Origin of the sequence: Cobetia sp. MMG027 (assembly GCF_027947415.1) — a bacterium.
GTDB lineage: Bacteria > Pseudomonadota > Gammaproteobacteria > Pseudomonadales > Halomonadaceae > Cobetia > Cobetia marina.
In genome coordinates, this window is the sequence record NZ_JAQJIO010000005.1 from 216265 (window position 1) to 229996 (window position 13732).

The window sequence follows — 13732 nt, forward strand, 5'->3', positions numbered from 1 at the left end:
CACGAGGCCCGCAGGAAGCGGGCCTCGTGGTCAGGGGGCTGGCATCATCTCCGGGCGCCGTGCCGTCTGCGCGCATGCCGCTTTCGGGATGCATTCAAGCCGTCATCAGGCCCGGCCACCGGGGAGACGGCTGGCGGGTAGGGGGCCGGAGCCCGTGGCGGTGCCGGAATTCGCGGTGGAGCGGGTGGTGGAACTCGCGTCAGAGCCTGTCCCTTCTGTGGCCTGGGATGACTTGCTCGACTCGGCCTTGTCCGCCTTGGATTGTGCCGGTCGGGTCAGCTCAGGCGAGTCGGCATAGATCAGGCTGATCAGCGTCTCACCGGCCTTGGGTTCCAGTGCGACGGCGGAATTGGCGATGCGAATCCGGCCCTGGCTGCTGATGCAGAACAGGGTCAGCAGTCGGTCATCATGAATCCGGCGATAGTCCTCGAGACTGAAGTTCTCGCTGATGCGGGCACGTCGGAACTCCGCCCCCTGTGACAGCAGGCTGGCCAGCTTGGCGTAGGTGACCTGGCCATCGAACAACAGCGGCAGGTGGCCGAGCGCCTGGTCCTGCTGGCGCTTGGCATTCTTGCCATTGTCCTCGGCGAGCCGGAAGACCCGGCCGTGGCCGAGGATGTGCTCGAAATGCAGCGCCGCGAGGCTGTTGAGCTCGCGATAGGGCGACAGGGGCATGAGATGGCCGATGCCCGTCAACTCGAGATGCTGTGAGGCATGCTCGGACAGCGGGTTGCCGTAATAGACCGGCAGGCCTGCCATGCGGGCTTCCTGTACCGCGTCCCAGTTGGTATCGGTCAGGCGTACCGAGAAGCCGGCATCCACCAGCTCGCGGGCGACCAGGCGCGACACCGAGTTGGCCCCGAGAATCAGGAAGCCCGAGGGCGGTGGCTCACCGACACCCAGCACCTTGACGATGGGGCGTGACAGCAAGCTCTGGATCACCACCGTGCCGATGATGACCAGGAAGGTCATCGGGACCAGCATCTCGGCGCCTTCGATGCCCTGGGATTCGAGCTTGAGCGCGAACAGCGAGGCCACGGCGGCCGCGACGATACCGCGAGGAGACAGCCAGGCCAGCAGCGCCTTCTCGCGCAGCGTCAATTCGCTGCCCAGGGTGCACAGCCAGACAGTCAGCGGGCGCGCGACCCACATCAACACGGCCAGGAAGACCCACGCCGGCCAGGACAGCAGCGAAAGCTGCTCGACGGTCAGGCGCCCCGCCAGCAGCAGAAACAGCCCGGAGATCAACAGGACGGTGAGCGTCTCCTTGAACTCGATGATCTGCTGGGTAGGCACGCCGCGCATGTTGGCCAGCCATACCCCCATGACGGTCACGGTCAGGAGTCCGGATTCGTGGAACAGGGTATTGGAGATGGCGAAGAGTCCCAGCATCACCATCAGGGTGCCGAAGTTGTGCAGCTTCTGGGGCAGCCAGAAGTGGCGCAGCACCAGCCCCCAGCACCAGCCGCCCAGCGCGCCCATGCCAAGGCCGAGGCCCACGGTCTGGGCGAACAGCACCAGGGTATGTGACACCGCATTGCCGGTCATGCCCAGTGCGACGTACTCATAGACAAGTACCGCCAGCAGCGCGCCCACCGGGTCGATCATGATGCCTTCCCAGCGCAGGATCTGGGTCAGGTTGCCGCGCGCGCGCAGGGTCTGCAGCAATGGCATCACCACGGTCGGGCCTGTCACCACCAGCAGTGCCCCGAGCACGGCGGCCATCTCCCAGCGCATGTCGAGCAGATAATGCGCCGCCACGGTGCCGATCACGCCGGTGATCACCACCCCGGTGGTCACCAGTCGTCTGACGATGTGCCCGTGTCCCCGCAGGTCCTTGAAGTCCAGCGTCAGACTGCCCTCGAACAGGATCACCGCCACTGCCAGCGAGACCAGCGGGAACAGCAGGTCTCCCAGCAGCTCATCCGGCTTGAGCCAGCCCGTGACGGGGCCGGCAAGGATGCCAACGATCAGCAGCGGCAGGATGGCGGGCAGACGCATGCGCCAGGCCAGCCATTGACAGCCGAGAGCCATCAGACCGATCAGGGTCAGGGCCAGTGCGGGTTCCGTCATCGGGAAGCTTCCTTGGAGTCAGCGAAAATGAGCGGTGCCACTGACGCGGTCACCGCTCATCGAATCGTCTTGTCTCGGCCAGATGCCAACATCACGGCTGGCCGGAAGGGCGCAGACTAGCGATTGATTCCGTGGTATGCAACGTCGCGTTGCCTTATCGCGCTCCCCTCATGTCATTCCTCCTGCACGGCCACTGGGCCCCCTGGCTGTCACTGCGCGCGACGCACCAGTGGCAGCAGCGCCTGGAGGGGATGCGGCAGCTGACGTTCGGAGAAGCGTTTGCTCTGGCTGCGACAGGAATAACCACTGGCGACCAGCTTGCCCTGATTGGCCTCGTCCTCGACCACCGCCTTCCACGACAGCTCATAGATGGCACGTGAGGTCTCGAGATTGCGCGCTTCGTGACCATAGGTGCCGGACATGCCGCAGCAGCCGGTGGAGAGTGTCTCGAGGCTGAGACCAAAGGCGGCATACACCTGCTGCCAGGCCTTGGCGGACCCCGGCGCATTGGTGCTCTCGGTACAGTGGCTCAGGAGTGTCAGGCCCGGGTCCATCTTGCCCAGCACCGTCTTCGTGACACCCACCGGCAGCAGCTTGCGCAGGCTGATCAGCCACTCCTGAAGCAGCAGGACATCCGGCACGGCGTCCGGGCCGAGGGTCTTCACATACTCCTGACGATAGGTCAGGGTCATCGCCGGGTCGATGCCGACCAGCGGCACGCCGAAATCGGCGATCGCCTTGAGACGCTTGGCCTGGGCGCGCGCGGTGCGCTGGAAGGCGCCGGTGAAGCCCTGTACCTGCAGCGGCTTGCCATTGGGGGCGAAGGGCGCGACGAACACCCGAATGTCGAGTCGTGACAGCAGCTCGATGATGTCCATCACCAGCTGGGCCTCGAAGTGGCTGGTGAAGGCGTCCTGCACCAGGATCACGCTTCTGGCCTTCTGGGACTCGGTCAGGCGGCCGAGCTGGGTCGGGGTCGCCTCCGAGACGCCCCAGCTCTTGAGCTGTCTGCGCAGACTGGCGCGCGACAGGCGTGGGGCATCGACCATGCCGATCGGGCCTTCCAGCAGACGACTGACCAGGCGATTGGACAGCAGGCCGTTGTAGAGCGGCGTGACGCGCTCGGCCCACGGCAGCACGAACTCGAGGCTGCCGATCAGGTAATCGCGCAGCGGACGCTGATAGCGATGGTGATAGACCTCGAGGAAGCGGCTGCGGAAGTCCGGCACGTTGACCTTGATCGGACACTGGCCCGCGCAGGACTTGCACGCCAGACAGCCGGCCATCGCCTGATAGACCTGCTGATCGAAGCCGGCCTCCTGAGCGCCAGTCTGCGTCTGTCCACCACGACGCGCCTTCAGCGAAGCGCCGATGCGGGTCGGCAGACGCGCCAGCCACAGGCCGGCCCCCTTGAGGCCCGGCGTCCGGGCGGCCTGCGCCTCGGCGATCACGTCCCGTCCGGCATTGCCTTCCAGGCGCAGCCATTCACGTATCAGGCTGGCGCGTCCCTTGGGCGAATGGATGCGCTGACGCGTCGCCTTCCAGGACGGGCACATGGCGTCGTTGGGGTCGTAGTTGTAGCAGGCACCGTTGCCGTTGCAGTAGACGGCGCTGGCGTATTCCTGCCACACGCGTTCATCGATCTGGCGATCGAGATCGCCGCGCATGGTCACGTCATCGATGCGCATCAGGTGGGGGTCGAAGGCTTCGACGGCGCTGTCAGCGTGATCACGCTTGTCGCTCTCACCTTCGCTGGCGCCAGCGTCGTCGACCAGTGTGGCTGGCAGGCGGGGCGAGGTGATCTTGCCCGGATTGAGCTGATTGCGCGGGTCGAAGGCCGCCTTCACGTCCTGCAGCGCCCCATAGAGGCTGCCGAAGAAGCGGGGGGCATATTCCGAGCGCACGCCCTTGCCGTGTTCTCCCCACAGCAGGCCACCGTACTTGTGGGTGAGGGCGGCGACCTCGTCGGAGATCTCGCGAATCATCGCCTGCTGGGCGGGGTCCTTCATGTCGAGTGCCGGGCGTACGTGCAGCACGCCGGCATCGACATGCCCGAACATGCCATAACGCAGGCCGCGGGCATCGAGAGCGGCTCGGAATTCGGCGATGTAGTCCGCCAGATGCTCCGGCGGAACGGCCGTGTCCTCGACGAAGGGCAGCGGACGGGCTTCCCCCTCGACATTGCCCAGCAAGCCCACCGAGCGCTTGCGCATGCCATAGACGCGACTGATCTGCGCACGCCCACGCGCTTCGGTGAAGCCGAGGCGCTCGACGCTGGTGTCACTGGCCAGATGCTCGCTGAAGGCGGCCACCTTGGCGTCCAGTGCCGCTTCGCTGTCGGCATTGAATTCGATCAGGTTGATGCCGCCGATGGCCGGGGAGCCCTCGGCACTGGCCGGGAAGAATTCCTCGACGCTGTCCCACACGAAATCCTGCATGGCCAGGTTGAGCACGGTGTCATCCACCGTCTCGATGGAAGTCGGACGGTTGCTCTCGACCGCCATCAGCGTCTTGGCGTCGCGCAGCGCGTCCATGAAGCTCGCGTAGCGCAGGTTGATCAGCGTCGAGCAGGGCGCGATGGGCAGGGCATTCAGCTCGGCCTCGACCACGAAGCCCAGCGTGCCCTCGGCGCCGCACAGCAGACTGTTGAGGTTGAAGCGCCCATCGGCCTCGCGCAGGTGGGCGAGATCGTAGCCGGTCAGGCAGCGATTGAGCGGCGGGAAGATGTCGGCGATTTCCTCGGCACGCTCATCGGCGATGGCGCGCGCGGTGCGGTAGATTTCACCGACGCGATCCTCGCGTGCGCACAGTGCCTCGAGCTCGGCATCGTCGATGGCATGGCTCGACAGGCGTGTCCCGTCGAGCAGGACGCTGTCGAGCGTGATCACGTGGTCACGAGTCTTGCCGTATTCACAGCTCCCCTGGCCGGACGCATCGGTATTGATCATGCCGCCGATGGTGGCACGATTGGAGGTCGAGAGTTCCGGGGCGAAGAACAGTCCATGCGGCTTGAGCGCGGCATTGAGCTGATCCTTCACCACGCCGGCCTCGACCCGTACGCGACGCTTCTCGACATCGATCTCGAGAATGCGGTTCATGTGGCGCGACACATCCACCAGCACACCATCATTGAGTGACTGGCCATTGGTGCCGGTACCGCCGCCACGCGGTGCCAGGGTGACCGCCGCGAAGCGGGGGTCGTTGGACAGCCGCGCGATGCACTGGATGTCCTCGGCATGACGTGGATAGACCACGGCCTGAGGCAGTACCTGATACAGTGAGTTGTCAGTCGACAACACGGTACGGTTGGCGTAGTCCGGACTGATGTCACCGGCAAAGCCTGCATCGCGCAGGGCGGCCAGGAAGTCCAGGTAGAGGGCATCGACGGGGGCAGGCGTATCCAGCAGGCGTTCGGTCATGATCTCGCTCGGGCAGTGAGTCGCGTCAGGCAGGCCACGTGGGCCGATGTGCCTAAGCTTACCTGAGCTGAAGGCGTGGCCCCAGCCTCAAGGGGCATCCTGCGCTGTCCTGTCAGGATAATCCGGTCATCCGAGTCAGGACTGACTACGCTTGAAAGGGGCTAGATTGCCGGGAAGTTCCCGCCACGTCTCGTTGTGGCACGCCCCTTCATGCGGGAGCTTCTCGAGGCAATCCCTCTTGCCGCATCCTCTGTCGTGAAGAAGCTACCGATGCAGGATATCGGCAGAGGCACCATCGACCGACACCCTTGTGGTTTGCTCGTTTCCTTTCTCTCAGCAGGAGCCGTTCCATGGCATCGTCATCCTATCCCTCGACCTCCACCTGCCATCGCGAATCCCGTCAGCCTCCTACGCGATTGGGGGTGCTGGGCGTGGGAGAACTGGCGGAGTCTCTTCTGGTCGCGCTGGCGCGAGGCTGCCTGCGCGATGGGCGCTCGCGGCATGATCTGGAGTTCCACCTCTCGCCGCGCAATGATGTTCGCAGCCACCGTCTGGGCTGGCGTTTCGGTGCCGTCCGCCACGCCAGCAACGTCGCGGTGTGCGAAGCCAGCCTCTGCGTGCTGGTCGGGGTCCGACCGCAGCAGCTGGAAGCGCTGGCCATGGAACTGCGTGAAAGCCGCGCTCTGAGCAAGGACCATCATCTGATGGTGATGGCGGCCGGTGTCTCACTCGCCAACCTGCAGCGCTGGTTCGCGCCGGCCAGGGTGGTGCGCGTGATGACGGGGCTGGCGGTGTCCGAGGGGCAGAGCGCGCTCACGCTCTATCCGGAAGACCCCCTCACGCGGGACCTGCTCAGTCCGGCAGTCCGGCAGGTGATTGCCTTCGAGGAAGAGGCCGCCTTCGAGGCCAGCATGCTGGCAGTCTGCGTGAATGCCTGGCAGCTGGCCCAGCAGCAGGCGCTGCTTGACTGGTTCCAGACCGTCCCCGGCATCACCGGGCCGCAGGCCCGCCAGTTGTTGATGACCCAGATGCGTGATGCCCTTGCCCTGATGGAAGCCCATCCCGATACCCCGCCGGGCGAGCTTGCCTCGCGCATCGGCACGCCCGGCACCTGGACGGCACGCGGGCTTGAGCAACTGGGCGGCAAGGACGGTGCCCACCATCGGTGGCAGCAAGTGCTGGATGGGCTGAGAAGCGAGCTGAACTGATTCCATGTCCGTCGGTCATCACGGGCGGCGAGTCATGCTTTGCTGAACCCGTCTTTCCCGTGACCCGAGTTCCCCGCGTCCCGCGATTTTCTTACACTGGCAGTCAATGACATGCCTCAGGTGCGGCTGCGTACCTGAGGCATGGTCTTGTATTTCGACAGCTGGACGAGCCGTTGGCGGCTCATGACATGAGGCAGATGCGAGACATGGGAACCTGGTTGGCAGTAGCAGCGGGCGGCGCCATCGGCGCTCTTGGACGTTATCTGGTCAGTGGCTGGATCACGGGAACGGCGGGTCGAGGGTTCCCCTGGGGGACGCTCGGGGTCAATCTCCTCGGCAGCTGCCTGATGGGCTTCCTGTTCATCTGGGTGACCCAGGAGCTCAAGCTTGCGCCTGTCTGGCAGGCGATCATGGTGGCCGGCTTCACCGGCGCCTTCACCACCTTTTCCACCTTCGCCCTCGAAGCGCTCAATCTGATGATCAGCGGTCGCATGCTGGCAGGGCTGATCTACGTCGCGGTGAGCGTGGTGGCCTGTCTGGGCATGGTGGCGCTCGGCATGAAGCTCGCCCGCGCCCTGCTGTGAGCGACGGCCTGCCCCCGGGTGGCTGCCTCGGCATTGCGGCGGCTGCGAAGCGGGGCGTGGCTGAGGTAGACTAGTGCGCATGACCTTACCGTGCCGCGATGCGGCCTGAGTGAACTGACGAGAGAGCCTTCCCACATGCTGGACCCGAAACTTCTGCGCGCCGATCTTGACGCGACCGCCGAGCGCCTCGCACGTCGTGGCTATCAGCTGGATACCCAGGCCTTCGCCGCCCTGGAAGCGCGTCGCCGTGATCTGCAGATCGAGACCGAATCGCTGCAGAACGAGCGCAACACTCGCTCCAAGTCCATCGGCAATGCCAAGGCTCGCGGTGAAGATATCGCACCGCTGCTGGCGGAAGTCAGTGATCTGGGCGAGCGCCTCGACGCCGCCAAGAAAGAGCTCTCCGAGCTGCAGAGCAAGGCGGAGGCCATGGCCGCCAGCATCCCGAACCTGCCCAACGCCGACGTGCCGGAAGGCGCCGACGAGAATGACAATGTCGAGCTGCATCGCTGGGGCACCCCGCGTGAGTTCGATTTCGAGGTGCGTGATCACGTTGACCTCGGGGAACTCAAGGGGCAGCTCAACTTCGAGCTCGCCGCCAAGATCACCGGTTCACGCTTTGCCATCATGCACGGCTCCATCGCACGCCTGCATCGTGCGCTGGTGCAGTTCATGCTCGACAAGCAGACCCTCGAGCACGGTTACGAAGAGTTCTACGTGCCCTACATCGTCAACCGTGATTCCTTGATGGGCACCAGCCAGCTGCCCAAGTTCGAGGAAGACCTGTTCAAGCTCAATGACGATCGCGAATTCTTCCTGATCCCGACCGCCGAAGTGCCGCTGACCAACATGGTGCGCGACGAGATTCTCGACGCCAGCGATCTGCCGCTCAAGTTCACCGCGCATACGCCGTGCTTCCGCAGCGAGGCGGGTGCCTATGGTCGCGATACCCGCGGCATGATTCGCCAGCACCAGTTCGACAAGGTCGAGATGGTGCAGGTGGTCGAGGCGGACAAGAGCTATGACGCGCTGGAAGAGATGCGCGGCCATGCCGAGGCCATCCTGCAGGCGCTGGAGCTGCCGTACCGTGCCGTGACGCTGTGCACCGGCGACATGGGCTTCGCGGCGGCCAAGACCTATGACCTGGAAGTCTGGCTGCCGAGCCAGAATACCTATCGCGAGATTTCCTCCATCTCCAACTGCGAAGACTTCCAGGCACGTCGCATGCAGGCACGCGCCCGTGTCGAAGGACAGAAGAAGCCGCAGCTGGTCCACACACTGAATGGCTCCGGCCTGGCGGTGGGACGTTGTCTGGTCGCGGTGCTCGAGAACCATCAGAATGCGGATGGTTCCATCAGCGTGCCGCAGGCGCTGCGCAGCTACATGGGCGGTGTGGACACCCTCAACATCTGAGGCCCGCCGCGCAGCTCCGCTCGCGCCCCGAACCCCCGCTTCCGGCCGGAAGCGGGGGTTTTTCGTCTGCGGCTCTGCTACAACGTGCCTTCGGGGTCGTTATGCTTATTGGTTATTTTAGAGAGTGTTTCTTATGCTCTAAAATGCCGTTCATCGAAGGCTGCTACCCAGCCTCGCCCCGTTTGTGGATATGCCCATGGAATTTCTCAATCTCTCTTGTGATCCTTCACGACTCCAGCTGTGCCTGATCGGCGGTGGCCAGGAGGCGCTGGCGCTGGCCGAGCGCTTTGCCGGCCTGGGGGCGGATCTGTGTGTCTACGGCGATGCCCGAATGCCGGCGCTGGAGAGACTGTGCGGTCAAGAGGGCTGGGAAGTGGCCGATACGCTGTTGCCGGTGCCTGCACCCGGCCAGCTGTGGCTGGTCGTCACGGGTAGCGAGGGCCGGGACCGCGGTATCCTGCGCCACGCGCGTGAGCAGCACGTCATGGTGTTTGCGCCGCGTCATCCGGCGGACTCCAGCGTGCGTCTTCCGCCCCGGCTGGTCGCGGGCGAGGCGGTGTTGCCGGTGAAGGAGGAGGATCGCTTCACCGGCACGCATGGTCAGGTGGCGCTGGTCAGCGCCGGCCCCGGCGACCCGGAGCTTCTGACCCTCAAGGCATTGCGTCATCTGCAGCAGGCCGACGTGATCATTCATGACCGGCTGGTGAGTCACGAGATTCTGGCACTGGCCAGGCCTGAAGCCCGCCGGCTGTATGTCGGCAAGGCGCGCAGTGACCACAGCGTGCCCCAGGAAGGCATCAATCAGGCACTGGTGGACTATGCGCGCGCTGGCCATCGCGTCGTGCGCCTCAAGGGCGGCGATGCCTTCATCTTCGGGCGTGGTGGTGAGGAACTCGAGACGCTGGCGGATGCCGGGATCAGTTTCGAGGTGGTGCCAGGTATCACCGCGGCCTCCGGTTGCGCCGCCTACGCCGGGATTCCGCTGACCCACCGCGATCATGCCCAGTCGGTGCGTTTCGTCACCGGGCACCTCAAGGATGGCAGCTGTGACCTGGACTGGGAGGCGCTGGCACGCCCCGCCCAGACCCTGGTGTTCTACATGGGGCTGGGCAGTCTGGCGCTGATCTGCGAGCAGCTGATCCACCATGGTCTGGCGGCCAGCACGCCGATCGCTCTGGTGGAGCAGGGCACTACCGCGCGTCAGCGCGTGCATGTGGCGACTCTGGCGGAGATGCCGGCACAGGTGGCGGGGCAGGGGCTCAAGCCGCCGACGTTGATCATTGTCGGGGATGTCGTCAGCCTGCATGATTCCCTCAAGTGGTTCTCGCCGACGGCTGACAGCAGCCTTGGCTGGGAAGATGGCAAGCACCCGACGCCGCTGGCCCAGGTGAACACTGCCTGAGAGAGGTGAGGCTTCGAGCATTCAAGTAATCAAGTACTCAAGACGCCGCCCCGGTTCCTGCCGGGGCGGCGTCTTGCGTCATGAGGTCTCGTGGCTCGCAGCGAGCGTCGCGCGGTACGCCTTGGGCCAAGGTCGAGATGACGCAGACAGCGATTGCGCCTATTGTTTCAAGCAATCGTTTGAATCGCGGGTCGGTCCCTGTCAGCGCTCCAGCGGCGCAGTGTCACGGTATTGCAGTGTCACGACGGAAGGCTCGCGGCCGACAGCACGCCATCACGAACCACGCCGTTGCAAGACGTCGTCGGAAGAGACCTGCAAGGAGAGTCACATGGCCAAGTATCAGGCACCGCTCAAGGATGCACGTTTCGTGCTCAACGAGGTATTCGCGGCCGAGCAGGAATGGGCGACCATGGAGGCCACTTCCGAGGTGAATGCGGAACTGGCCGAGGCGATACTCGAGGAAGGCGCGCGCGTGACCCAGGCAGAGCTGCTGCCGCTGAACCTGAGTGGTGATGCCGAGGGCGCGCGCTTCGAAGAGGGGCGTGTCACCACGCCCAAGGGCTTCAAGGAAGCCTATCGGGTGCTCGCCGAGGGTGGCTGGATGGGGTTGGGTGGCAACCCTGAATACGGCGGTCAGGGCATGCCAAAGATGCTCACCGTGGCCTTCGAGGAAATGCTCTACGCCACCAATACCAGCTTCGCGCTCTACCCGGCACTGAATGCCGGGGCCTGTCTGGCGATGGACAGTCATGCCCCTGAATCCGTCAAGCGGGTCTTTCTGCCGCGCATGTACGCCGGCGACTGGCTGGGCACCATGTGTCTGACCGAGCCTCACTGCGGGACGGACCTGGGCATGATCCGCACTCGTGCCGAGCCCCTCGAGGGTGATGACCCACTGCTGGGGCTGCCACGTTATCGCATTACCGGCACCAAGATCTGGATCACCGGTGGCGAGCACGACATGGTCGACAACATCGTGCATCTGGTGCTGGCCAAGCTGCCGGATGCGCCTTCCGGCACCCGCGGCATCTCGCTGTTTCTGGTCTCCAGGCAACTGCTCGATGCCGAGGGACAGCCCGCGACATCGAATGCGGTCAGCTGTGGGTCCATCGAGCACAAGATGGGCATCAAGGGCAGCGCGACCTGCGTGATGAACTTCGATGGTGCCGAAGGGGTGTTGATCGGCGAGCCGCACCAGGGGCTGGCGGCGATGTTCACCATGATGAACTACGAGCGCCTCTCCATCGGCCTGCAAGGGCTGGGGCTGGGGGAAGTGGCCTATCAGAGTGCGATGGATTTCGCTGCTGAACGTCTGCAGAGCCGCGCACCGACGGGCGCACAGGCACCAGACAAGCCGGCTGATCCGATTCTGGTTCACCCTGATGTTCGCCGCATGGCGCTGGAAACCCGTGTCTGGAACGAGTCCGGACGGGCCTTTGCCGTCTTCGCCGGTCAGCAGCTGGATCGCGTCAAGTATCACGCCGATGAAGCGGTGAAGGCTGATGCGGATGCACTGGTGCAATTCCTGACGCCGATCGCCAAGGCGCTGCTGACGGATCGTGGCTTCGATGCCACTGTCATGGCGCAACAGCTCTATGGCGGTAATGGTTATTGCGTGGAGTGGGGTGCCGAGCAGTACGTGCGCGATGCCCGCATCGCGATGATCTACGAAGGCACCAATGGGATCCAGGCGATGGATCTGGTCGGACGCAAGCTCTACCGCAATCGCGGGGGGTACGTGGCACGCTTTGCCGAGCAGGTCAGGGCCGAGCTTGAGGGACAGGATGACGACGAGCGGACCCGGCCGTTCGCCGAGGCCTGCCAGCAGGAACTGGCGCGTCTGGAGCGTGTCGCCGAGCAGTTGCTGGCCCGCGCGGATGACAATCCCGAGGAATTGGGGGCAGCGGCCTGCGATTTCCTCGACCTGGCCGGGCTGTGTGTCTACAGCTATCTGTGGTTGCGCATGGCGCGCGCCGCGGTACAGGGATTGGCGACATCGGGAGCCAGCGGGGAGGATTTCTACCGTCGCAAGCTGGCCATGGGCAACTACTTCGTCCAGCGGGTCTTGCCGCGCGCCGTCGCGCTGGAAGCCCAGATCGCGGCAGGTGCTGCACCGCTGATGGCCTTCCGTCTCGAGGATTTCGATCCGGCGCAGTGAGCCGTGCCGGTACGGCGAGCCATGCGATGATTCGGGCAACGGCTCATTCGTGACACTCTGAAACGCAAACGCCCAGCGATCCTTCCGGATCGCTGGGCGTTTGCGTTTCAGGCCTTTGCATTGCAGATCTTTGCAGGGCAGAGGGCGGACTCAGGCGTCGTCAGAGGAGGATTTGGATGCGAGAAGCCAGTCGCGCAGGTCGGGAAACAGTTCGACAAGTACGAACAGCGGACCGATGAGAAGCTGGCGCAGGTCATCGAGAAATGCGGGTTTTCGCCCCTCGAGCCGATGGCCGATGATCTGACCGACCCAGGCAAGCAGGAAGATTGCCACCATCAACGGGACCACTGGCCAGCGTAGGCCAAGCATCGCGAACATCGCGGCAAGACTGATCAGGCTCCAGACCAGCATCACCAGCGATGCGCGCCACGAGAGTCGGGCATAGAACCCGAGCGCAGCGAGGGTCAGCAGGCCGCCGGGCAGCATCCACAGTCCCGCGCCGGGTTCGCTGGACATCCCCTGGCCCCCCAGCAGCCGCCAGACAAGGATCAGCGTCGCGGTGAAGATGAGCGGTACACAGATGAGATGCAGACGAATATTGTCGGGGTGCCGATGGCTGGCCGAGTAGTGGGCCAGCGATTCCTTGAGGCGCGCCTGAGCGCCAAGACCCATGTGCGAGTGCGATGAGATGCCCATGTGAAGATCTCCTGACAGACATGATGAGTGCCCGGCTGGCGCGTGCGCAGCGGGATAGGTGGCGTGGGGAGGTCAGAGAGCATTGGCGTGATGCAGCAAGGTCCGGCAACCCTGCTGACTTTCATCATAGCGTATCGTGTCGGCCGGCAGGGTACAGGGCGGCTGTCAACCTGGCCGGTCTGGGGTCTGTTGCGCCAGCGCGGGCGAGAAGGCGACAGCGCTGGCGGCGAATTCAGAGGTGGAACTGACCACAGGCCTCAGGCTGATGCAGGATGGCATCGACACGGATGATGTCGCTCAGGCCATCCTCGCAGGGCAGGGTGATCTGCTCGCCGACTGCCAGTCCCAGCAGGGCGATTCCCAGGGGGGACATGATGCACAGCGGGGCTATGGCCGGCTGAAGGGAAGGCGCGGTGGAGCCGAAGGCGAACGGAATGCATTCCTCGCTTGCGGGGTCTGGATAACGCAGCATCAGTTCATGATGGCCAGAGCGAGAGCCGGTGAGGCGCAGATGACTGCGCATGCTGACGTGATTGTTCGGAAAGTCATCCGGTGGCACGATCTCCGCCTGAATCAGGCGGCTTTCTAGGCGGGTTGCCAGCTCGTCATCATGCTGCTTGCTATCGATCAGGCGCTGAATGCGATCCGCATCCAGACGGTTGATGATCAGACGTGGCCGAGTCATCTGCAGGTTCCTTGTCATCACGTCGCGTCGCGCTATGCTGCGCCGCAAGACGTCGCCAATCCTGGCATTGTTTTCGTGGGAAGCGGTTGGCGTC

At 64.4% G+C, this 13732-nt stretch carries 9 protein-coding genes; 5 read left to right on the top strand and 4 right to left on the bottom strand.

What is annotated here, in order from left to right:
* Positions 1-105: 105 nt before the first annotated feature.
* Both PJK54_RS08440 and PJK54_RS08445 read right to left on the bottom strand, forming a co-directional pair.
* Positions 106-2073 (bottom strand): cation:proton antiporter, encoded by a 1968-nt coding sequence (locus PJK54_RS08440; RefSeq protein WP_271302636.1) that lies wholly within the window; start codon positions 2071-2073, stop codon positions 106-108.
* A gap of 209 nt (positions 2074-2282) precedes the next feature.
* Positions 2283-5492, bottom strand: a complete 3210-nt coding sequence (locus PJK54_RS08445; protein ID WP_271302637.1) for an FAD-binding and (Fe-S)-binding domain-containing protein — start codon at positions 5490-5492, stop codon at positions 2283-2285.
* A 350-nt stretch (positions 5493-5842) separates the two neighbouring features.
* Here PJK54_RS08445 and PJK54_RS08450 point away from each other — a divergent pair, with 350 nt between their 5' ends.
* The 5 genes from PJK54_RS08450 to PJK54_RS08470 all read left to right on the top strand — a co-directional run bounded on the left by PJK54_RS08450 (position 5843) and on the right by PJK54_RS08470 (position 12257).
* Positions 5843-6700 (top strand): pyrroline-5-carboxylate reductase family protein, encoded by an 858-nt coding sequence (locus tag PJK54_RS08450; protein WP_077371804.1) that lies wholly within the window; start codon positions 5843-5845, stop codon positions 6698-6700.
* A 206-nt stretch (positions 6701-6906) separates the two neighbouring features.
* Complete coding sequence (crcB, locus tag PJK54_RS08455; RefSeq protein ID WP_084209182.1) at positions 6907-7284, top strand: fluoride efflux transporter CrcB; 378 nt, start codon at positions 6907-6909, stop codon at positions 7282-7284.
* Positions 7285-7419: 135 nt separating this feature from the next.
* Positions 7420-8697 carry a serine--tRNA ligase gene (gene serS / locus PJK54_RS08460; protein WP_271302638.1) on the top strand — a complete coding sequence of 426 codons (1278 nt, stop codon included), beginning with the start codon at positions 7420-7422 and terminating at the stop codon, positions 8695-8697.
* A gap of 604 nt (positions 8698-9301) precedes the next feature.
* Complete coding sequence (cobA, locus tag PJK54_RS08465) at positions 9302-10099, top strand: uroporphyrinogen-III C-methyltransferase (protein ID WP_255304421.1); 798 nt, start codon at positions 9302-9304, stop codon at positions 10097-10099.
* 328 nt (positions 10100-10427) lie between these two features.
* Positions 10428-12257 carry an acyl-CoA dehydrogenase C-terminal domain-containing protein gene (locus PJK54_RS08470; protein WP_271302639.1) on the top strand — a complete coding sequence of 610 codons (1830 nt, stop codon included), beginning with the start codon at positions 10428-10430 and terminating at the stop codon, positions 12255-12257.
* Between the two features lie 150 nt (positions 12258-12407).
* On the opposite strand, the gene PJK54_RS08475 is transcribed toward PJK54_RS08470, so the two are convergent.
* Both PJK54_RS08475 and PJK54_RS08480 read right to left on the bottom strand, forming a co-directional pair.
* Positions 12408-12953, bottom strand: coding sequence for an Mpo1 family 2-hydroxy fatty acid dioxygenase (locus PJK54_RS08475; protein ID WP_205632710.1), 546 nt, complete (start codon positions 12951-12953; stop codon positions 12408-12410).
* 232 nt (positions 12954-13185) lie between these two features.
* Complete coding sequence (locus PJK54_RS08480) at positions 13186-13638, bottom strand: nucleoside diphosphate kinase regulator (RefSeq protein ID WP_271302640.1); 453 nt, start codon at positions 13636-13638, stop codon at positions 13186-13188.
* Positions 13639-13732: the final 94 nt, after the last annotated feature.